We start from the raw sequence: 20288 nt of genomic DNA, 5'->3' as shown, positions 1-20288 counted from the left end.
GCCAAAGCCGCTCCGGCCGACCGCGATGCCAGGTGCGGCAGTCATCGTCAAACGCCAAAGACGGGACGGGAGTTGACGCACGCGAGCCCCAGCGCGGAGGGGGTGCGCTGGGGCTCGTGCAGGAGGCGCCGATCAGTCGGTCGGATGGGCGGGGGACGGGACTGGAGGACGGACCCCCGTCAGGTGTTCCGCGCGTCGGCGCAAGAGCGGCGCCAGCTCGACGTACCAGCCGCGGCCCACGGCCTGAAGCATCTCGGCGAGGGCGATCTGTTCGCCGATCCGGCCGGCGGGCGTGTCGAGTACGTGGGCGAACTCGGCACGGATGCGGTCGGCGACGGCGGGGACGCGGAGGCTGTTGACGTAGAGCATCGCCGGGTCGTAGCCGACGGGGACGGCGCCCCACCGCTCCCAGTCCAGGATGACGAGGGGGTCATGGGTGAGGTTGGCCCACTGGAGGTCGGCGTGCCCGGTGACGCGTACGGTGATGGCCGGCGCGGGGATGCCCAGGAACTCCGGGAAGACCCGGTCGGCCCAGGACTGGCGGATGGTCTCGCGGGGCGGTTCGGCGGTGCTGAGGGCGTCCAGGCTCTCCCGCAGGGTGGTCCACCAGGAGTCCGGCAGGCCCGGATCCTCGGCGAGGTCGGGCGTCTCCGGCGAGATGACGGGCTGGGCGATGTAGTCGATCAGCTCCGCTTCGAAGACGTACTCGCCGCCGTCCCAGCGGTACAGGTCGTGGAGGTGAGGGCGGGACACCTTGTCGGACACCCGTTCCTCGGCGAGGGCGATCCCCTCGTTCCGGGTGGCGGGGGTCTTGGCTGCCTCGCCGCAGTGGACGCGGAGCCAGTGGCCGCCTGAGGTGCGACTGCCGATGGTGCGGCCGAGCCATCCCCAGGCCGGCGCCCCCGTCGTCGTGGCGGCGAGGTGGGCAGCGGCGTGGGCCAGGGCGTCCTCCATGCGTGCCCTGGTGGTCTCATCCTTGGGCGAGTACATCGGTGACCTTCCTGAGGTGGCCCGGGTCCAGTGGGGCGGCAACAGTGGCTTTTGCGGCAGCCCAATGAGGGGCAGTGCCAGCAGACAGCAGTACCACGTCCAGGCTCGGGCAGGAGGCCGCAGCGAGGAGACAGGCGGTGCCCGGCGAGGCCCCCGGGCGGATGAACTCAGCGAGTTCGGGCGTGACGAGGCCGGGCAGTTCGCCGCCGTGCAGAGGCGAGGAGCCGAAGGTGATCAGGCCCGCCGCACGGGCCAGGACGAGAGGGCCCCGGCCGTCGAGGGCGAGGGCGATCGGCCTTGCCATGACGAGGCTGACCGGCTGTTGGACGGCCCGGAGGTGATGTTCACCCGAACCAGCGGCTTCGATGGCCAGGCCCAGGAGTTCGGACACGGAGAAGGCGTCGTGGAGGAACCCCGACCAGGTGGCCACGCCGTATCCGCCGATCCTTCCTGCGGCAGCGAACTCCTCCAGCACCGCGAACACACCACGAAGCGCCGGATGAAACTCCGAGGGGCCGAGGCCGGCGTGCTCCGGGTTGTGTACGAACACGAGGTCGATCCGGCCGAGAGCGGCCAGGGACCTTTCCGTCTGCCAGCGGACGAAGCCGGGGTCGAGGCTGTGTCCAGCCCGTACCTGGGCGGCAGTGAGGAGCCCGGCTCGAAGAGCAGCCGCGCCTTCATCCGGGCCGAAGAAGCCTGTCTTCGTCGCCACCATGGCGCGCGGATGGTCGGCGATGACGGGGCCGAGCGCCTGGTGGGCGCTGCCGTAGTTGGGGGCGGTGTCGATCCACACGAGCCCGTCGCCGCACGCGGTTCGAGCCGCCGGTTCAACGGCGCGCACCCGGTACGTTCCCAGTCCCAGGGAAGCGGTCACGAGGAGCCCCCGACCACGGCGACGGCCTGACCGGCAACGAGCGCGGAGACGACCTCCGCCACCTGGGCGAGGGTGAGATCGGACTCGGCGGCCAGGTCCGCGAGGGTGGCCGGCGGACCACCCGCAAGGAGGCGGAGGACCGGTGCGACGGGGAGAGCGAAGGTCCACTCCTTCCCCGCCCCGACGAAGGTCACGGCCTGGTCGTCCTGGTCGATCCGGGCACGCGGCACCGTGGCCTGCACCGTGATGCCCGGTTCGGCGGGCACGGCGGTGAGGTGTGGCAGTGACAGGCGCGGGCGCCCGGGGTGCGTCGCGTCCAGAGACCTTTCCCAGCGGTCCAGAACCGCAGGGTCGTCCAAGGCGGCCAACACCTCCTTCCGTACGGCAGCCAGGTAGTCCGCCCGCTCCTCCGAGGTGCCGAAACGCGGTACGTCTGCCCGGACGGTCGCGCTCGCTCGGAGGTCATCGCACAGCCAGCCCAAGAACTCGGCGCCAGTCTGCGTGGCGAGCCCGAACGTGAGGTGGAGTGAAGCGGTGCCCTGGTCGGCGCTCACGGCGTGCCACCAACCGCGCGGCAGATAGAGCACGTCGCCGGGCGTCAGGACGATGTCCGCGATCGGGTCGCCCGTCGGGGTCTCGGGTGCTTCCACGTCGCGCCAGGCGGGGGCCTGGCGGGTGGGGCCGTAGATCTTCCACCGCTTGGAGCCTTCGAGCTGGAGTACCACCACGTCGTGGTCGTCCCAGTGGGTGCCGAAGCCTTCCTCGGCGGTCCACGAGGCGTACGCGTTGACCTGCACGGGGGTGCGGAAGAACCGTTCGAGGCCGGCCGCAGCTTCCCGGACGGGCGGGTGGATCTGGTCGATCGCGTCGATGACCAGGGACGCGCCCTCAGCGAGCCGGGCGTGGAACTCGGCAGGCTGGGGCTGGTACCAGGACACCCCGCGTCGGTTCGTACGGAGGATGGAGTATGCCGTGGCGGGGACGGCTTCCCCGGCGCGGGAGAGCCGCATCCGAGGCGGTTCGAGCCGGTGAGCGGCCACGATCTCGTTGAGGTCGTCCCAGGTCAGCGGTGCGGGAAAGCTGGTGCCGTTGGAGCGGATCACTGTGTGGGCACGGAAGCACGTCTGGGCGAGGAACGTGTCCCCGCCCAGACGCTCCGCCCACGATGCGGAATCAATCACCGTGGGTCTCCTCGGTCGATCAGGTGTCGTTCATGTCCGACTTGCCGCCCGTGTTGTCCGAGGCTTCCTCGGCACGCGAGCGGGCCGCGGCGATGCGGCGGACACCGATCAGCAGACCGCTGTTCTGCTCGGTGGGAGCGTTCTCGTTCATCCCGTACTCCTTCCTGACCTTGATGGGCCCCACCGGGGTTCCGGCGAGGGATCTTGCGGGTGGTGCATCCGCCCCGGGATGTGCTCAGGAAGTTCAGGGCGGAGATCTGTGGGTCAGCGGCCGGGATCCCCGGCGAGGGCCAGGGCGACCACCAGGACGCTGACGACGGCGACGTACAGGAGGACGGCGAGCTGTTGGCGCCAGCCCCAGGGGTCGCGCATTCTCAGTCGGGCTTGAGGTAAGGCGTCCACTACGCGGCCCCCGGCTTGACCGCCACCGGGCGCAGGGCACGGGCGGATACCGGCTGGCCGCCGCAGCGCGGGCACTCGCACGGCGGGTAGCTGCTGGGGTTCGAGAGGATGTCGAACGGGTCGCCTTGCAGCACCCGCGTGCTCGGCGACCACGTCCGGCCCGAGTCCCGTGACACCCGCAGGCTCATCAGGACGCGGGGTTCGGTGCCCAGGTCCGAGGTCGCCCGGAGGGCCGTTCGCTGTGAGTCAGGAGTGCCACCGTGTGTCTCCAAGGCGGTCGTCCTCTGTCGCTTCGCCATGTGCAGAAGCTTCGCCAGCGGGGGCGGTGGCCAGAAAGGTCCAGCGGATTACCCAACTTGGGTAACATCACGTTCGGTTGAGACCTTGAAGCGATCCGTAGTCTCCCTCCGGAGCGTGTCCGATGCCCGAGCCACGTCGCACGAAGGAACTCCCGCCCAGCCTGCTGACCGATCCCCAGATGATCGACGCCTGCCGGGTCCGCGACTTCACGCGGGTGTTCCGGCTGGTCAAGACGAGGGCGGGTATCTACCCATCGATGATCGCCCGGCAGTGCGAGCTGACCCCGAGCCGCGTCGGCGAAGTCATCGCTGGCCGGCGGCAGCTACTCCACATGGATGTGATCGAGCGGATCGCGGACGGCCTGCGCATCCCCGGCCACATGCTCGGGCTCGCCCGACGCGGGTGGGAGACGCCGCCCGCCTTGATCGTGGCCCAGCGGGAACCGCCCGAGGCCGTCAGCGACAGCGCAGGGCCGAAGCCGCTCAGTGCTTTGCCGGGCGTGGAAGTGGACAGCATCCTGGCACTGGCCGCCGGGACGAATCCCAGCCCGTCCACGCTGCACGCCTTACGCTCCTCGATCGAGGACTACTGGCGCCGGGACGACGAGCACGGGGGCGAAACCCTGAGACCGGCCGTCGTCGGCCAGCTGCGATACGTCGAGGGATTGCTGAAGGATCAGCGGCCGACGCCGATACAGAACGGCCTGTACGGCATCGCGGCGGAGCTGGCGCGGCTGACCGGATGGACGTACTTCGACGCCCGGCAGTACCACCAGGCCCGCACGTACTTCTCGGAAGCTCTGCAACTGGCCAGGGAGATTGACGACCATCCCTTCATGGCCAACGTGCTGGCCTGCATGAGCCTTCAAGCGACCTACCAGGACAAGCCGGCGGACGCGCTGGCACTGGTGTCCGCTGCCCAGGACCAGGCCCGAGCGGCCATCGGCACGACGCCGAGAGTCCGGGCCATGCTGGCCATGCGCGAGGCGTTCGCCCACGCGACCTTGGGCGATCGGACCGCGACCCACACCGCGATCTCCGAGGCCCACAGCCAGTTCGGCCGGATCAAGGCGGACGACCCGGACCCAGCATGGGTGACCTACTTCGATGAGCCGAAACTCATCGTGGACACCGGCATCGCACACGGCCGACTCGGCGAGGCAGCGATCGCCGAGCCGCTGATCGCGGATGCCCTGGAGCGGGAGGACCCGGCGAACCAGCGGGGCCGGGCCTTCCATGCCTTCTGGTTGGCTCGTACCCAGCTCCAACGGGGCAAGCTCGACCAGGCGTGCCACACGGCGATAGAGGCGCTGGTGCCTGCCGCAGCGGTGTCGTCCGAGCGGGTGGCCGGGCACCTCCGCGAGTTCTACGAGCAGCTTGCGCCCTATCGCGAGGTGCCGGCCGCGGTTGCCTTCGAGGCACGTCTACGGGCGGTGCTTCCCGCTCCGGGTCAGCGCACGCCTTCGTCCATCAGGACGTAGAGGAGGCCGACGAGGGAGCCGCTGCTGACGATCTCGCGGCGGTCGATCATGCCCCGGATGCTCGCCAGCGGGATCCACTCGATCCGGTCCGACTCGTTCTTCTCGGTCGGCGGCCCGTCGTACGTGGCGCCGTCGGCGCGGAACAGGTGGTGCTGGGAGTCGGTGATGCCGTTCGCCGGTTCGGCGTAGACGAGGGGCTTCATCGGGCCGGGTCGCCAGCCAGTCTCTTCGAGGACTTCGCGGGCAGCAGCCTCGCCCGGGGTCTCGTCCGCCTCGACCAGACCCATGGGCAGTTCCCAGGCCCAGGCGTCCGTGATGAACCGGTGGCGCCACATCATCAGGACCTCTTGGCGATCGTTGATGACGGCGGCCACGGCCAGGTGGCGGAGCTTGACGACGTGGTGTTCCCAGCGGTGCCCGTCCGGCGTCTCAACGTCGGTGAGCCAGAGGTTCACCCACTTGTTCTCGTAGATCGGACGCTCCCCGTGGATCTTCCACTGCATTGCTGCGGCCCCTCTCGATCGGCCTCCAGCATCGCAGAGCTAGGCGGAACTACAGCCAGGTTCGGGCAAATTCACGTCACAGTGACGAATACGGCGGGGCCTCGGACGCCTGCCCTGATCCGACGGGGTCGGGGTGGTCGTGGCAGGAACGTGAACAGCAGCGACTTGCGGCGCAGCGTGTTCGCGGCGAGCCGGAGGCGGTGATCTCGCTGAGGTTCTTGCTGGTGCGGCGCCTACCGGCTGATAGTGGCAAAGGAGTGATCAGAGGTAACGGCCGGGATCGGTGATCGTTGATGTCCGGCGCGGGTCGACGTTGCACATTCCAACTTGACCTTGCATCTGAGGCTGCATGGGTCCATTGGATCTTGCATGGGGCTGTTGTCGCACAACATCGGAACGTGTCGTGCGACAGGGGCGGCGAGGGGGGACGCTCGCCGCTAGCTCGGCTGAACGGATGGCAGCGAGAAGCTGGAGGGTGTCGTGCGTCGCGGGGCATCCCGCAGCTCGTACGGTGGGGGCAAGCGAGGCCGGTGGGTCGCGGGTTCGAATCCCGTGCCATTCCTCGGAGTGGCTAGCTCAGTTGGCAGAGCAACCGGTCTCGCCCCTCAAACCAAGGCACGCTGACAACGGACATATCGCCGACCGCGACGCTCTCGCGTCGTCCGGCTGTGGTTCCGTATGGCGGAGCAATGGGGGCTTGGACTGCAGTCGGCGAAGATGCAAGGTCAGGCTGAGCAGCCGGCTCGGCAAGGGCAGGACTGCTAGGCCGTCCTCCGGCGACCACGTGGAAGGGCGTCCTCGTGGACCAGGTGTGGACCGGTAGGAGCGGCGAGGGCCCCCGAGGGCGGGGAACGAGCAGGTCAGGCACGACAGAGACGCTGCCCACAGCACTCTCTTGAAAACCGTCGTGGCAGCGATGTCACCGTGGGTTCAAATCCCACACCCACCGCACCAGGTCGGCGTACGCGCAGGCCCGAAGGGGCGCCCCGGTCCGGGGCGCCCCTTCGTCGTGACCGCCCGGGGCGTCAGCAGTCGAACCAGACGACCAGGCGGACCCCGTCGGGGCCGTGCCGGTCGGCGAGCGTGCGCATGACGCTCCATACGGCGCCCCAGTCGGCCTCGGGCACGGCGTCGCCGCGGCGCAGGCGGGCGATGCGGAACAGGCGGTCTCCGTCGGGCCACTCGGTGCCCTCGGGGTGGGTGCGCCCGGCGCGGTACAGGACCGTCGGGTCATCGATGCGGGCGAGCCCGGCGAAGCGCGTGAGGCTGGTGTTGCGGCCGTGGAAGTGCCACGCGCCGTCCGGGCCGCGGCGGTACTCGTGCACGCAAGCGTCCACCGCCGTGGCCGGTTCGGACCAGTCGGTCGTCGCGAGTTCCGCCCACGTGATCCAGGACGCTCCGTGGGCGTCGCGGCCCCAGCCGTGGTAGGCGGCCACCGTCCCGGCGGCGGCGTCGGGCGGGAGGCCGCGGTGGTCGGCCAAGGGGCGGAAGGACGTGTCGTCGCGGACGCCGAAGAGGGCGCCGAAGGCCGCGTACGAGCGGCCGTCGTAGAGGTGGTCGAGGCTGATCGCCGCGTCCCACGCCGTCTCGTCCCCGGTCGGCCAGTGGTCCCAGCGGCATTCGACGATGCCGTGTATGTCCGTTCCCATCAGCGGATTATCGCGGGGCCGATGGGCCGGCCGGGTGGTGTTTGTCGGACCATCGGCGCGCGTCGTGGAGGCGGTGCGGTTGCGGGCACATCATGCCGAATGTATGCAGATCCGCCCGTCCGAACATGTGGAGTGTGGGGTCGTCATGGCCGCTAAGCACAGCTTCTTCTCGATCTGGACCGTCGTCATCGCCGCCGTCGTCGCGTTCCTCGCCGGCCTCGGGATCGGCGCCAAGGCCGCCGCCCCGAGCGCGGGAGTGGCTCCGGCCGCGGGCACGGCCACGGCCCCGGCGAGCGCTGCGCGGCCGGAGGCGGTGGTGCGGGCCCGGCGGAGCTGGCGGGAGGTGATGCGCGGCGGGGCGCTGCCGCCCACCATCGCGCAGCGGATCCGGGCCGAGGCCCACGGGTCGGCTCCCAGTGCGCGCCGGTCGACGACCGCCGCCGCCACGGTCGGGGAGCGGGACGACGTGGCCCTCATGGCATAGGGATGCGCAAGCCCCGGCGGGCGCCGGGGGCGCGCAAGGGGCGCACAGCCCGTGATCGCTTGGCGCAGCTCGTATCGAGCTGGGCGCTGCAGGGCCGCGAGGGCCGGGAGACGGTGGGGTTCCCGGACGGAGCGGCCCTTTTTGGCATGCGCAGGCATGCGCTGAAGATCCTTTTTGGTGAAACGCTTCGACCCGTCCGGGGCTTGGGTTGCGGTAGGGGCAGGGGTTGTGAGCTGGGGCTCTGGGGGCGTGAATGAGGTTTATCCGATGTTGCTCATGCTTGCGGGGGAACCGAGGCGCTAGGGGTGGTTTGCCGGGGATTCGGTGGGCAATTCTGATCTCGCGACGTCGTCACCACGACCAACGCCGGTCGGCCAACTGGCTTGGTACAACCCCCACTTCGGGTCCCTTGGAGGATTCAGACATGGCAAGCATCCGTACCGCCCGCGTCATCGCAGCCGTCGCCGCTTTCCCTCTCGCCGTCGCCGTCTTCGGCGGGGTGGCCCAGGCCGACAATGGTTCGTTCGCGAACGACGGATCGAATGCGAGCGTCGCCAGCATCATCGGCAGCGGTGTCGGCGGTGACAACAACGGCAACTCCGCCACCACGCAGCAGGTCGCCACGGGCTCCGGCGCGGCCAACCAGAACAACACCGCGCAGGTCAACGGCTCGGCGTTCACGGCCATCGACCAGTCGAACTCCAACGTCGCGGTGAGCTTCCACCCCTGGTGGTAGTCCCCGGCAAGCATGGAGGGCGCCTGAGCGACCGGACCGGCTGGGGTCCGGTAGCGCAGGCGCCCTCGCGCGTTCCCCGGCGGGGTCGCGGCCTGCGACCTTGACATCCCCAGTGGATCTGACGGAGAGTCAGATTTACTCGATGTTGCGACGCCTGGAGGCCGCCGCCGTGCATCTCGCCCCGTCCGAAGGCCAGTTGAGGCTCCGCGCGGAGCTGCGCGACTACTTCCGCACCACCATGCCCGACGGCCCCCCGCCCGGGCTTCCCGAGCAGCGCCGGCTGCTGCGCCGCATCGGCGCCGACGGCCTCCTCGGCCTCGGCTGGCCCGTCGAGTACGGCGGCCAGGGCCGCGGCCCCGACGAGCAGTTCGTGTTCTTCGACGAGGCCTACCGCGCGGGCGCCCCCGTCTCCATGGTCACGCTCAACACGGTGGGCCCGACCCTCATGAAGTACGGGACTCCGGAGCAGAAGGAATACTTCCTCCCCCGGATCCTCGCCGGCGAGCTCGTCTTCGCCATCGGCTACTCCGAACCCGAGGCGGGTACGGATCTCGCCTCCCTGCGCACCAGGGCCGTCCGTGACGGCGCCGGCGCCACCGCCGACTGGGTCGTGGACGGGCAGAAGATCTTCACCTCGAACGCCCAGAACGCCGACTGGATCTGGCTCGCCTGCCGCACCGACCCCGACGCCCCCAAGCACAAGGGCATCTCGATCATCCTGGTGCCGACCGACTCCCCGGGTTTCTCCTGGACCCCCATCGAGACCGTCGGCGGGCTCACCACCACGGCCACGTACTACGACGCCATCCACGTCCCCGCGGGCAACCTCGTCGGCCCCGAGCACGGCGGATGGGGTCTGATCACCAACCAGCTCAACCACGAGCGCGTGGCCCTCGCCGCCATCGGCATGCAGGCCGAGGACTTCTACGCCGCGGCCCTCGCCCACGCCCGCACCCCCGACCCTGGCACCGGCGAGCGCCCCGCCGACCGCCCCTGGGTCCAGGCGCGCCTGGCGGAGGCGCACGCCCGGCTGGCCGCCGTACGCCTGCTCAACTGGCGCCTCGTCCAGGACGTCGGCGCCGGCACCCTGGCGCCCGGCGACGCGAGCGGTGTGAAGTTCCTGGGCACCGAGTCCACCGTCGAGGTCTACCGGATGTGCCAGGAGGTGGTCGGCGAGCAGGCTCTCGTCCGCGGTCCCGGCGGCTTCGCCGGCGGCGAGCTCGAGCGGATGAACCGGGCCGCCCAGATCAACACCTTCGGCGGCGGGGTCAGCGAGGTCCAGCGCGAGATCGTCGCCATGATGCGGCTCGGTATGAAGGGGAGGAAGGGGTGAGCGAGGACGGCCTCTATCCGCTGCTCAAGGAGTTCGAGGGACGGCCCGCCGCCACCGGGGGCGTCGGCAAGGACCGCGTCGACGCGGCCATGATCCGCCACTGGTGCGAGGCGATGGGCGATGCCCACCCCGCCTACACCGGCCCGGACGCCATCGCACCGCCCACCATGCTCCAGGCCTGGACGATGGGCGGACTCTCCGGCCACACCGACCGCTCCTCCGCCTATGACGAGCTCCTCACCCTCCTCGACAGGGCCGGCTGCACCTCCGTGGTCGCCACCGACTGCGAGCAGGAGTACCTCCGGCCCCTGCGGCCCGGGGACACCGTCGCCTTCGACGCCGTCATCGAGTCGGTCTCCCCGCGTAAGACGACCAAGCTCGGCACCGGCCACTTCGTGACCACGCGCATGGACATCCGGGTGGCGGGCGAACTCGCCGGGACCCACCGCTTCCGCATCCTCAAGTACGCCCCGGCCGCCCCCACCCCGCAGCCACGCCGGCAACAGCAACAGCAACAGCAACAGCCCTCCCGCCCCCGCCCCGTCGTCAACCGCGACAACCAGGGCTTCTGGGACGGGGTCGCGCACCACCGCCTCCTCATCCAGCGCTGCGGCGCCTGCGGCACCCTCCGCTTCCCCTGGCTGCCCGGCTGCAACCACTGCGCCTCCCCCGACTGGGACACCGTCGAGGCGAGCGGAGCCGGCACCGTCTTCAGTTACGTCGTCATGCACCACCCGCCCTTCCCGGCGTTCGACCCGCCCTACGCGGTGGCCCTGGTCGAACTCGCCGAGGGTGTCCGCATGATCAGCAACATCACCGGGGTCCCGTACGACAAGGTGCGCATCGGGATGCCCGTCCAGCTGGAGTTCCTGCGCGTCGACGACGACCTCGAACTCCCCGTCTTCCGGGGGAGCGCCGCCTGATGGACTTCCGTCCCACCGAGGAACAGGCGGCGGCCGCCGGCCTCGCCGCCCGGATCTTCCGCGACCTGGCCACCCATGAGCGCCTCGCCACCGCCGGCACCGGCAGCGACGCCGAGCTGTGGAAGGCGCTGACCACCGCCGGCCTGACCGCCGCGGTGGCGGACGTCGGGCTGCTCGGCCTGGTCCTGCTGCTGGAGGAACAGGGCCGCACCACCGCCCAGGTGCCCTTCGCCGCCACCTGCGCCTACGGCATCCTTCCCGTCACCGCCCACGGCGGCGCGGAGCTGCGCGACCGGCTGCTGCCCGCCCTCGGCACCGGCGAGGCGGTGGCCACCGGCGCCTTCCCGGCCCGCGGGTACGTCGCCCGGGCCGACGGCGGCCGGCTCAGCGGCACCCTGCCCGTCGTGCCCTGGCTGCGCGACGCCACCCATGTCCTGGTGCCCGACGACGGGCGGGCCCTGTGGCTGGTCAGGACGGACGCGCCCGGGGTCCGGACGCAGCCGGTGGAGACCACCGCCCCGTGGTCGGCGGGCCGGCTGACCCTGGCCGGCGCGGAGGCGGAGCCGCTGGCGGGCCCCGAGGCGTACGAGCCGGTCCTCGCCGCCGCCCGGACGGCCTTCGCCGGTCTCCAGGCGGGCGTCTGCGCCGGCTCCCTCGCCCGCGCCGTCGCCCACACCTCCACCCGCGAGCAGTTCGGCCGGCCCCTCTCCACCCATCAGGGTGTCCAGCTCCGGGCGGCCGACGCGCACATGGACACCGAGGCCATCCGGGTCACCGCGTACGAGGCCGCCTGGCGCATCGACGCGGGCCTGCCGGCGTACGAGCACGCGCTGACCGCCGCCTGGTGGGCCTCGGAGGCCGGCAAGCGCGTGGTCCACGCGGGCCAGCACCTGCACGGCGGCATGGGCGCCGACCTCGACCACCCCGTCCACCGGCACTTCCTGTGGGGCCGCCAGCTGGACGCGTATCTGGGCTGCGGGGCCGAGCTGCTGGCCGAACTGGGCGCCTCACTCGCGAAGGAGACGGCATGAGAACCGGCGACACCCCGCCGCCCGGCGACACCAAGCCGCCCGGCGGCGTTCCGGCGGCCGGAGACACCCGGGTGCCGCTGGAGACAGGCGACACCCTGGCGCCGCTGGAGATACCGGTCACGCGCACGCTGATCGTCGCGGGCGCCATCGCCTCCCGCGACTACCAGGACGTGCACCACGACGCGGAGCTCGCGCGGGAGAAGGGCTCCCCGGACATCTTCATGAACATCCTGACGACGAACGGCCTGGTCGGCCGGTACGTCACCGATCGCCTGGGGCCGGGCGCGCGGCTGCGCAAGGTCGCGATCCGGCTCGGCGCCCCCAACCACCCCGGCGACACCATGGTGCTCACCGGCACGGTCCTCGCGGTCGAGGGCGACACAGTAGAGATCCGTGTCATCGGCGCCAACGGCCTCGGCCACCACGTCACCGGCACGGTCACCGCCACCCTCGGCGGCCTCCCTCCGGCCCCCGCAGCCGCCGGAGCCGCCGCCGCGGCCACCGCGAGCCGGGAGACGGCCGCATGAGCGTGCGCAACCGTGACGGGCTCGGCGGCCGCGCCGCCATCGCCGGCATCGGCGCGACCGAGTTCTCCAAGGACTCCGGGCGCAGCGAGCTGAAGCTCGCCGTCGAGGCCGTGCACGCCGCCCTCGACGACGCCGGGCTGAGCCCCGCCGACGTCGACGGGATGGTCACCTTCACCATGGACACCAGCCCCGAGATCACCGTCGCCCAGGCGGCGGGCATCGGGGAGCTGTCCTTCTTCTCCCGGATCCACTACGGCGGCGGCGCGGCCTGCGCCACCGTCCAGCAGGCCGCCCTCGCCGTGGCCACCGGGGTCGCGGAGGTCGTGGTCTGCTACCGCGCGTTCAACGAGCGCTCCGGCCGCCGCTTCGGCTCCGGGGTCCAGCAGCGCGAGCCCTCGGCGGAGGGCGCGGCGCTGGGCTGGTCGCTGCCCTGGGGCCTGCTGACCCCGGCGTCCTGGGTGGCCATGGCCGCCCAGCGGTACCTGCACGCCTACGGCCTGACCCCCGACGCCTTCGGCCATGTCGCGGTCACCGACCGCCGGCACGCCGCCACCAACCCGGCCGCCTACTTCTACGGCAAGCCCATCACCCTCGCCGACCACGCCGCCTCGCGCTGGATCGTGGAGCCGCTGCGGCTGCTGGACTGCTGCCAGGAGACCGACGGCGGCCAGGCCGTCGTCGTCACGACCACCGAGCGCGCCCGCGATCTGCGGCAGCGGCCCGCGGTCATCGCGGCCGCCGCCCAGGGCGCGGGCCGCCGCCAGGAGGGCATGACCTCCTTCTACCGCGACGACCTGACCGGGCTGCCGGAGATGGACGTGGTCGCGCGCCAGCTGTGGCGGACCTCCGGACTGCGCCCCGCCGACATCGACGTGGGCATCCTCTACGACCACTTCACCCCGTTCGTCCTGATGCAGCTGGAGGAGTTCGGCTTCTGCGGACCGGGTGAGGCGGCGGCCTTCGTGGCCGAGGACCGGCTGCCGCTGAACACCCACGGCGGTCAGCTCGGCGAGGCGTACCTGCACGGCATGAACGGCATCGCCGAAGCGGTGCGTCAGCTGCGCGGCATCTCGGTCAACCAGCGGGCCGGCGCCGCTCACGTCCTGGTCACGGCCGGTACCGGGGTCCCGACCTCCGGCCTGATCCTGGGCGCGGACGGCTAGGGGGCCCGTCCGGCGCGACGAGAGCACCTCCACCTTCAGGTGGTGGGGGAAACCCCCGCACTACAACCTGAGACGGAGGAGGCTTCGGCACCTGGGGGCGATCCCCGGCGCGTCCCGCGCTCCTAGCGTGGGGGTATGACCACGCCTGTGTGCACGTCCGCCTCGGACCCGCTGCTGTATCCGTCGTTCTCGGCGTACGTACGGACCCGCGGCACGGTCCTGATGCGCACCGCACGCTCGCTGACCGCCGACCCGTGCGACGCCGAGGACCTGCTGCAGACCGCCCTGACCAAGACGTACGTCGCCTGGGACCGGATACAGGACCAGCGGGCCCTCGACGGTTACGTGCGCCGCGCCCTGGTCAACACGCGTACCTCGCAGTGGCGCAAGCGCAAGGTGGACGAGTTCGCGTGCGACGAGCTGCCCGAGGTCGCGAACCCCCCGGTGACCGACCCCGCCGAGGCGCAGGCACTGCGCGACGCGATGTGGCGGGCGGTGGCCCGGCTGCCCGAACGGCAGCGGGCGATGGTGGTCCTGCGCTACTACGAGGACATGAGCGAGGCGCAGACCGCCGAGCTGCTCGGCGTCTCGGTGGGCACCGTCAAGAGCGCGGTCTCCCGCGCCCTGGGCAAGCTCCGCGAGGACCCGGAGCTCGCCGTCGCCGGCTGATCCCATGTTTCACGTGAAACAGTGAGCCGGACCGGGCACGGTTTCCGTCACGGCTTTGTACTCCCGGGTAGTGACAGACCAGGCGGTACGTGCGCAGAATCGGCTTCGAACCGAAGCCGCCGCAGCGCCGCAGCGCCCCCGGGAGGACGCTTTGCTGAGCACCATTCAGGATGTCCCGCTCCTTGTCACCCGCATCCTTCATCACGGGATGACGATCCACGGAAAGTCCCAGGTCACGACCTGGACGGGGGAGGCCGAGCCGCACCGCCGGAGCTTCGCCGAGGTCGGGGCCCGCACCACCCAGCTCGCCAACGCGCTGCGCGACGAGCTCGGGGTCCAGCAGGACGACCGGGTCGGCACCCTGATGTGGAACAACGCCGAGCACGTCGAGGCGTACTTCGCGATCCCCTCGATGGGCGCGGTCCTGCACACGCTCAACCTGCGGCTCCCTCCCGAGCAGCTGGTCTTCATCGTCAACCACGCGGCCGACCGGGTCGTCCTGGTCAACGGCACGCTGCTGCCCCTGCTGGTCCCGCTGCTGCCGCACCTGCCGACCGTCGAGCACGTGGTCGTCTCCGGCATCGGCGACCGCTCGGGCCTCGAGGCCCTCGCCCAGGAGCGCGGCTTCCGCGTCCACGACTACGAGGAGCTGATCGCGGGCCGCCCCACCTCGTACGACTGGCCCGAGCTGGACGAGCGTCAGGCCGCGGCCATGTGCTACACCTCCGGCACCACCGGTGACCCCAAGGGCGTCGTCTTCTCCCACCGCTCGATCTACCTGCACTCCATGCAGGTCAACATGACCGAGTCGATGGGCCTGACCGACCGCGACACCACCCTCGTGGTGGTCCCGCAGTTCCACGTCAACGCCTGGGGTCTGCCGCACGCCACCTTCATGTCCGGTATCAACATGCTGATGCCGGACCGCTTCCTGCAGCCCGCCCCGCTCGCCGAGATGATCGAGCGCGAGAAGCCCTCGCACGCGGCGGCCGTCCCCACCATCTGGCAGGGCCTGCTCGCCGAGGTCACGGCCAGCCCGCGCGACCTGTCCTCCATGAAGCAGGTCACCATCGGCGGCTCGGCCTGCCCGCCCTCGCTGATGGAGGCCTACGACAAGCTCGGCGTCCGGCTGTGCCACGCCTGGGGCATGACCGAGACCTCGCCGCTGGGCACCATGGCCCACCCGCCCGCCGGTCTGACCCCCGAGGAGGAGTGGCCCTACCGTGTCACCCAGGGCCGCTTCCCGGCCGGGGTCGAGGCGCGGCTGATCGGCCCCGGCGGCGACCTGCTGCCGTGGGACGGGCAGTCGGCGGGCGAGCTGGAGGTCCGTGGCAACTGGATCGCGGCCGCCTACTACAACGGGCCCACCGGCGAACCTCTGCGCCCCGAGGACAAGTTCAGCGCGGACGGCTGGCTCAGGACCGGCGACGTCGGGACGATCAGCGCGGACGGGTACCTGACCCTGACCGACCGGACCAAGGACGTCATCAAGTCCGGCGGCGAATGGATCTCCAGCATCGAGCTGGAGAACGCGCTGATGGCGCACCCCGACATCGCCGAGGCCGCGGTCATCGCCGTCCCCGACGACAAGTGGGGCGAGCGCCCGCTGGCCACCGTCGTCCTCAAGGACGGGGCCGGCGCGGACTACACGGCGCTGCGCGCGTTCCTCGCCCAGTCCATCGCCAAGTGGCAGCTGCCCGAGCGCTGGACGATCGTCGAGGCGGTGCCGAAGACGAGCGTCGGCAAGTTCGACAAGAAGGTCATCAGGCGCCAGTACGCGGACGGCGAGCTCCAGGTCACCCTGCTCGACTGAGGCGCCCGGGCGGCCCGGCCAGCCGCGTGTGAGCCAGGGCCGCCCGGTCCGGCTAGCCGCGCGTGAGCCAGGGCCGCAGCAGTCTGCTGACCGCGGGCATCGCCACATAGGTCATCAGGGTGCTGAAGACGACCGCGAAGGCCGCGGTCCGCAGGACGACGTGCCAGTCCATCAGGAACGGCCCGAGCAGCGCGTTCCCCGCGAGCGAGATCGGGAAGATGGCCAGCCCCGAGCTGATCGCCATCTTCCACCGCGGGGGCGCGGGCCGGGTCGTTCCGGGCTTCGCGAACCACGTCTCCATGCCGTGCAGTTCGCGCCGGGCTGTCTCGGTGTGGTGGTGGCCCTCGCAGTTCGCGAACCACCGCTCCCGCTCGGGCGAGGCCTGCCAGGCCTCGAAGGCCGCCTGGTCACGGAAACGGTGGACGAGGAACCAGGGCGCGCCCTCGGCCGCCGGACGGAACAGCCCGTACCCCAGGTGGTCCGGGAAGGTCGCGGCGGTCTCGAGGATCCCCCGTGCCCACGTCTCGAACGCCTCCTCGTAGCCCGGCTCGACCTGCCGGGCGATGAGGAGGGTCACCTCCCCGTCGTCGGCGGGGACGCTGTGTTCGGTGGTTCCGGTGGTGAGAGCCATCCGTACAGGGTGGCTAATTGGTGCCGATCTTCGCCAGCAGGTCCACGATGCGGCCCTGGACCTCGGCGGTCGTGGACCGCTCGGCGAGGAACAGCACGCTCTCGCCGGAGCCGAGCCGGGGCAGCTCGGCCGGGTCGATACCGGCGGTCGTGTAGACGACCAGCGGGGTGCGGTTCAGCTGCCCGTTGGCGCGCAGCCAGTCCACGATCCCGGCCCGGCGCCGGCGTACCTGCATCAGGTCCATGACCACCAGGTTGGGCCGCATCCGGCTCGCCAGCTCCACGGCGTCCGTGTCCGCGCCCGCCCGTGCGACCTGCATGCCGCGCCGTTCCAGGGCGGCGGTCAGCGCGGTGGCGATCTCGTCCTTCTCCTCGATCAGCAGCACGCGCGAGGGGTGCTGCTCGCTGTCGCGCGGCGCGAGCGCCTTGAGGAGGACGGCCGGGTCCGCGCCGTACGCGGCCTCGCGCGTCGCGTGGCCGAGGCCCGCCGTCACCAGGACCGGCACCTCGGCGGCCACGGCCGCCTGCCGCAGCGACTGCAGGGCCGTGCGGGTGATCGGCCCGGTCAGCGGGTCGACGAACAGCGCGGCGGGGAACGCGGCGATCTGCGCGTCCACCTCCTCGCGGGAGTGCACGATCACCGGGCGGTAGCCGCGCTCGCTGAGCGCCTGCTGGGTCTGTACGTCGGGCGCCGGCCACACGAGCAGGCGGCGCGGGTTGTCCAGCGGCTCCGGCGGGAGTTCGTCGTCCACGGGCTGCGGCGCGGGGCGGTTGACCACCTCGACGGCGCCACCGGGACCGTCCAGTGGCTCCGGTCCCTCGGCGGCGCCCGCCTCGGGGGCCCCTATGGCGAAGGCGCGGCCCTGGGGCGCGGGCTCGGCGAGCCGGCGCCGGCGGCCCGAGCCGGTTCCGGCACCCGCTCCGGTGTCGGTGCCGGGCGCCGTCATGGCGGAGGTGTCGACGCCCTGGCCGAGGGTGCGCACGCTGATCGGCTGCGCGGGGTTGTCCTGCGGCTGCCGGGTGCCGGGCAGCGCGATCGGCTCGGCCGCCTCCTGCTCGGGCGCGTTCCGGGCGGAGGGCACGGGCCACGCCGGGGTCGCGGGCAGGGCGCGGCGGCGGCCGGTGGGACCGTCCTGCGCGGGCAGCGGGGTCTCGGGGGTCTCGGGCGCGGGTTCCGCGGCGGCGGGCGCGCCGAGGGCCCGGCGGCCGCGGCGTCCGGCGGTCTCCGTGACGGCGGCGTCGCCCACGGGTGCGGGGCCGGCGGTGGCGGCGGCCATGACAGGGCCGCCGGCGCCGGGCGCGGCGTCCGGACCCGGTACGGGCCGGGCGGGTCCGGGCTGCGGAGCCCCGGAGGGCAGGGGCATCGCCGTGGCCGGGGGCACGGGGGCCGTGGGAGCGGCCGGTGCAGGCGGCACGGCCGGGCGGGCGCCGTTCGGCCCGGGCACGGGACCGAGGCCCGTCGCCGGTACGGGTCCACCGGTCTGCGGCGGCGACGGCCGGCCCGGGACCTCCTGCGCCGGCGCCAGCGCCCGGCGGCGCCCGGCCGTCGGTTCGGCGGCCGGCACCGGCGGCACCGCGGAAGCGGGAGGTACGGGGGCCGCGGGAGCGACAGGAGACGCGGGCGGTACGGGAGAGCCGGGCGCGCCGGGGGCCACCGGAGCGGCCGTGGCCGCGCCCGTGGGCAGGGACGGCGGTACGGGCGGCAGCGCCGGCATGCCCTGCGGCGGGACCGGACGCCCGGCGGCGCCCTCCGGGGCCCCGTCGCCGTCGCGGCCGCGGCGCCGTCCGGTTCCCAGACCCGCCGGGTGCACCGGTGCCTGCGCCAGCTCGGGCGCGGCCGTGCCGGCCCGCCGCCGCCCGGACGGCAGGGCCAGCGCACCACCGGCACCCGCGGCGGCGTCGGCACCGGCCGGCGTACCGCCGGCAGCACCGGCGGCCGCCTCGTCCTCCAGGAACGCGTCGACACCGCGCCGGGCGCGCCGGCCGCCGGGCCGCGCCGCGCCCTCACCCTTGCCCTGCTCCTCCGCCGTGCCGCCGGCCCCCTTCGGTGCCTCCGGCTCCGGCTCGGGTTCCGGGTCGGGCAGTGTCACGGTGCCGGCGCCCGCGCCGAGCGGCAGCTCCAGGACGTACGCCCCGCCGGGCGCGCCCGGCACCTCGACCGTCTGGAGCACACCGCCGTGCGCGGTCACGATGCCCCGCACGATCGGCTCGTGCACCGGGTTCCCGCCGTCGTAGGGGCCGCGCACCTCGATGCGTACGACATCGCCGCGCTGGGCGGCCGCCACCACGATCGTGGAGTCCATGTACCCGCTGCCCTGCGGGGTCTTGCCGGTGGCGTCGACACCGGCGACGTCCGCGATCAGGTGGGCGAGCGCGGTCGCGATCCGCTCCGCATCCACCTCGGCCTCGATCGTCGGCGCATGCACCGCGAACTGCGCCCGGCCCGGTCCGATCAGCTCGACCGCGCCGTCGACACCGGCGGTCACGACGCCGTTGATCAGCACCTTCTTCTTGGCGAGCTTCTCGGTGCCGGCGTCCAGCCGCTGGAAGCCCAGCACGTTGTCGACGAGGGTCGTCATCCGTGAGTAGCCGGCGGCCAGATGGTGCAGCAGCTGGTTGGCCTCGGGCCACAGCTGGCCGGCGTCGTCGGCGGCCAGCGTCGCCAGCTCGCCGCGCAGCTCCTCCAGCGGCCCGCGCAGGGCGTCGCCGAGCACCGCGAGCAGCTGGGCGTGCCGGGCGGCCAGGGCGTCGTACGGGCGGCGGTCGGTGAAGGTCATGACCGCCCCGACGAGCTGCTCGCCGTCGCGCACCGGCGACGTCGTCAGGTCGACGGAGACGGGCCGGCCGGCCTTGTTCCACAGCACCTGCCCGCGTACGCGGTGCTTGCGGCCGCTGCGCAGGGTGTCGGCGAGCGGGGATTCCTCGAAGGGGAAGGGGGAGCCGTCGGCCCTGGAGTGCTGGATGAGGCCGTGCAGCTCGCGGTTGCCGAGGTCGGTGGCGCGGTAGCCGAGGATCTGGGCGGCGGCCGGGTTGACGAGGACGACGCGGCCGTCGGTGTCGGTGCCGACGACGCCTTCGGCGGCGGCGCGCAGGATCATCTCGGTCTGCCGCTGGGAGCGGGCGAGCTCGGCCTCGGTGTCCACGGTGTCGGACAGGTCGCGCACCACGAGCATGAGCAACTCGTCGCCGGTGTAGCCGGGCTGGGGCTCGCGGTAGGCGTCGCGTCCGTCGAGGTTGGCGCTCGTCACCTCGACGGGGAACTCGCTGCCGTCCGTACGGCGCGCGATCATCCGCGTCGGCTTGGTCCGGCCCTCGTCGTCCTCACCGGGCCGCCGCATGGAGCCGGGGATGAGCTTGGAGTCGAACTGCGGAAGGAGGTCCAGCACGCCCCGCCCGACCAGTCCCGTGCCCGGGCTCTCCATCGCGGCCAGGGCGATGGAATTGGCGTTCACCACCGTGCCGTTGGCGTTGACGAGCAGGAGCGCGTCGGGAAGCGCGTCGAGTATTGCTGCGAGGCGAGCAGCGCCTCGGGATGGCCTGCTGCTCACGACGAGCTTCCTCCCTGACCACGACTACCGGCATGTCACGGGAGGAGTCTAA

General features: G+C 72.3%; 18 protein-coding genes. 10 read left to right on the top strand and 8 right to left on the bottom strand.

The features are described 5' to 3' along the window. Nucleotides 1-132: 132 nt before the first annotated feature. The 4 genes from ACIPXB_RS04735 to ACIPXB_RS04720 are packed head-to-tail and all read right to left on the bottom strand — an operon-like array spanning nt 133 to nt 3196. A complete protein-coding gene (locus ACIPXB_RS04735) occupies nt 133-990 on the bottom strand; it encodes a hypothetical protein (protein ID WP_401444566.1) in 858 nt (285 codons plus the stop codon). Beyond that, nucleotides 971-1864: an aldo/keto reductase gene (locus tag ACIPXB_RS04730; RefSeq protein WP_401444563.1), complete on the bottom strand. Its 894-nt coding sequence runs from the start codon at nt 1862-1864 to the stop codon at nt 971-973. The genes ACIPXB_RS04735 and ACIPXB_RS04730 overlap by 20 nt, the downstream gene beginning before the upstream one ends. Beyond that, nucleotides 1861-3045, bottom strand: coding sequence for a cupin domain-containing protein (locus ACIPXB_RS04725; RefSeq protein WP_401444560.1), 1185 nt, complete (start codon nt 3043-3045; stop codon nt 1861-1863). Before ACIPXB_RS04725 ends, ACIPXB_RS04730 begins: the two co-directional genes overlap by 4 nt. A 19-nt stretch (nt 3046-3064) precedes the next feature. Then, nucleotides 3065-3196 (bottom strand): hypothetical protein, encoded by a 132-nt coding sequence (locus tag ACIPXB_RS04720; protein ID WP_008740613.1) that lies wholly within the window; start codon nt 3194-3196, stop codon nt 3065-3067. A gap of 672 nt (nt 3197-3868) precedes the next feature. Here ACIPXB_RS04720 and ACIPXB_RS04715 point away from each other — a divergent pair. After that, a complete protein-coding gene (locus tag ACIPXB_RS04715; RefSeq protein ID WP_401444557.1) occupies nt 3869-5227 on the top strand; it encodes a hypothetical protein in 1359 nt (452 codons plus the stop codon). Here ACIPXB_RS04715 and ACIPXB_RS04710 read toward each other — a convergent pair. Both ACIPXB_RS04710 and ACIPXB_RS04705 read right to left on the bottom strand, forming a co-directional pair. Next, entirely contained in the window at nt 5197-5730 is a 534-nt protein-coding gene (locus ACIPXB_RS04710; protein ID WP_401444556.1) for an NUDIX hydrolase, read from the bottom strand. The genes ACIPXB_RS04715 and ACIPXB_RS04710 overlap by 31 nt on opposite strands. Nucleotides 5731-6755: 1025 nt before the next feature. Next, a complete protein-coding gene (locus ACIPXB_RS04705; protein WP_401444553.1) occupies nt 6756-7379 on the bottom strand; it encodes a hypothetical protein in 624 nt (207 codons plus the stop codon). A gap of 145 nt (nt 7380-7524) precedes the next feature. On the opposite strand from ACIPXB_RS04705, the gene ACIPXB_RS04700 reads away from it, so the two are divergent. From ACIPXB_RS04700 to ACIPXB_RS04660, 9 genes are all read left to right on the top strand, one after another. Further along, nucleotides 7525-7863 carry a DUF6344 domain-containing protein gene (locus tag ACIPXB_RS04700; protein WP_401444551.1) on the top strand — a complete coding sequence of 113 codons (339 nt, stop codon included), beginning with the start codon at nt 7525-7527 and terminating at the stop codon, nt 7861-7863. A 424-nt stretch (nt 7864-8287) separates the two neighbouring features. Next, entirely contained in the window at nt 8288-8599 is a 312-nt protein-coding gene (locus ACIPXB_RS04695) for a hypothetical protein (RefSeq protein ID WP_401444548.1), read from the top strand. Nucleotides 8600-8768: 169 nt separating this feature from the next. Beyond that, nucleotides 8769-9932 carry an acyl-CoA dehydrogenase family protein gene (locus ACIPXB_RS04690; protein WP_401445802.1) on the top strand — a complete coding sequence of 388 codons (1164 nt, stop codon included), beginning with the start codon at nt 8769-8771 and terminating at the stop codon, nt 9930-9932. Further along, nucleotides 9929-10855: a bifunctional MaoC family dehydratase N-terminal/OB-fold nucleic acid binding domain-containing protein gene (locus ACIPXB_RS04685; RefSeq protein WP_401444546.1), complete on the top strand. Its 927-nt coding sequence runs from the start codon at nt 9929-9931 to the stop codon at nt 10853-10855. The genes ACIPXB_RS04690 and ACIPXB_RS04685 overlap by 4 nt, the downstream gene beginning before the upstream one ends. Further along, entirely contained in the window at nt 10855-11886 is a 1032-nt protein-coding gene (locus tag ACIPXB_RS04680) for an acyl-CoA dehydrogenase family protein (protein ID WP_401444543.1), read from the top strand. The genes ACIPXB_RS04685 and ACIPXB_RS04680 overlap by 1 nt, the downstream gene beginning before the upstream one ends. A gap of 77 nt (nt 11887-11963) precedes the next feature. Beyond that, nucleotides 11964-12413, top strand: coding sequence for a MaoC family dehydratase (locus tag ACIPXB_RS04675; RefSeq protein WP_401445799.1), 450 nt, complete (start codon nt 11964-11966; stop codon nt 12411-12413). After that, a complete protein-coding gene (locus ACIPXB_RS04670) occupies nt 12410-13576 on the top strand; it encodes a lipid-transfer protein (RefSeq protein ID WP_401444541.1) in 1167 nt (388 codons plus the stop codon). The genes ACIPXB_RS04675 and ACIPXB_RS04670 overlap by 4 nt, the downstream gene beginning before the upstream one ends. A 135-nt stretch (nt 13577-13711) precedes the next feature. Beyond that, complete coding sequence (locus ACIPXB_RS04665; protein WP_401444540.1) at nt 13712-14245, top strand: SigE family RNA polymerase sigma factor; 534 nt, start codon at nt 13712-13714, stop codon at nt 14243-14245. A gap of 151 nt (nt 14246-14396) precedes the next feature. After that, entirely contained in the window at nt 14397-16058 is a 1662-nt protein-coding gene (locus tag ACIPXB_RS04660; protein WP_401444537.1) for a long-chain fatty acid--CoA ligase, read from the top strand. Nucleotides 16059-16110: 52 nt separating this feature from the next. On the opposite strand, the gene ACIPXB_RS04655 is transcribed toward ACIPXB_RS04660, so the two are convergent. Continuing rightward, a complete protein-coding gene (locus tag ACIPXB_RS04655; protein WP_401444535.1) occupies nt 16111-16689 on the bottom strand; it encodes an antibiotic biosynthesis monooxygenase in 579 nt (192 codons plus the stop codon). 13 nt (nt 16690-16702) lie between these two features. Beyond that, nucleotides 16703-20236, bottom strand: a complete 3534-nt coding sequence (locus ACIPXB_RS04650) for a PAS domain-containing protein (protein WP_401444533.1) — start codon at nt 20234-20236, stop codon at nt 16703-16705. Nucleotides 20237-20288 lie beyond the last annotated feature (52 nt).

It is taken from the genome of Streptomyces sp. NPDC090022 (assembly GCF_044748145.1).
Classification (GTDB): Bacteria; Actinomycetota; Actinomycetes; order Streptomycetales; family Streptomycetaceae; genus Streptomyces.
This window is presented reverse-complemented; position numbering and strand designations above follow the sequence as displayed.

Coding starts and splice junctions, on each gene's coding strand:
- ACIPXB_RS04735 (WP_401444566.1), bottom strand. CDS start 990: ATGTACTCGCCCAAGGATGAGACCACCAGGGCACGCATGGAGGACGCC.
- ACIPXB_RS04720 (WP_008740613.1), bottom strand. CDS start 3,196: ATGAACGAGAACGCTCCCACCGAGCAGAACAGCGGTCTGCTGATCGGT.
- ACIPXB_RS04715 (WP_401444557.1), top strand. CDS start 3,869: ATGCCCGAGCCACGTCGCACGAAGGAACTCCCGCCCAGCCTGCTGACC.
- ACIPXB_RS04710 (WP_401444556.1), bottom strand. CDS start 5,730: ATGCAGTGGAAGATCCACGGGGAGCGTCCGATCTACGAGAACAAGTGG.
- ACIPXB_RS04705 (WP_401444553.1), bottom strand. CDS start 7,379: ATGGGAACGGACATACACGGCATCGTCGAATGCCGCTGGGACCACTGG.
- ACIPXB_RS04700 (WP_401444551.1), top strand. CDS start 7,525: ATGGCCGCTAAGCACAGCTTCTTCTCGATCTGGACCGTCGTCATCGCC.
- ACIPXB_RS04695 (WP_401444548.1), top strand. CDS start 8,288: ATGGCAAGCATCCGTACCGCCCGCGTCATCGCAGCCGTCGCCGCTTTC.
- ACIPXB_RS04680 (WP_401444543.1), top strand. CDS start 10,855: ATGGACTTCCGTCCCACCGAGGAACAGGCGGCGGCCGCCGGCCTCGCC.
- ACIPXB_RS04670 (WP_401444541.1), top strand. CDS start 12,410: ATGAGCGTGCGCAACCGTGACGGGCTCGGCGGCCGCGCCGCCATCGCC.
- ACIPXB_RS04665 (WP_401444540.1), top strand. CDS start 13,712: ATGACCACGCCTGTGTGCACGTCCGCCTCGGACCCGCTGCTGTATCCG.
- ACIPXB_RS04655 (WP_401444535.1), bottom strand. CDS start 16,689: ATGGCTCTCACCACCGGAACCACCGAACACAGCGTCCCCGCCGACGAC.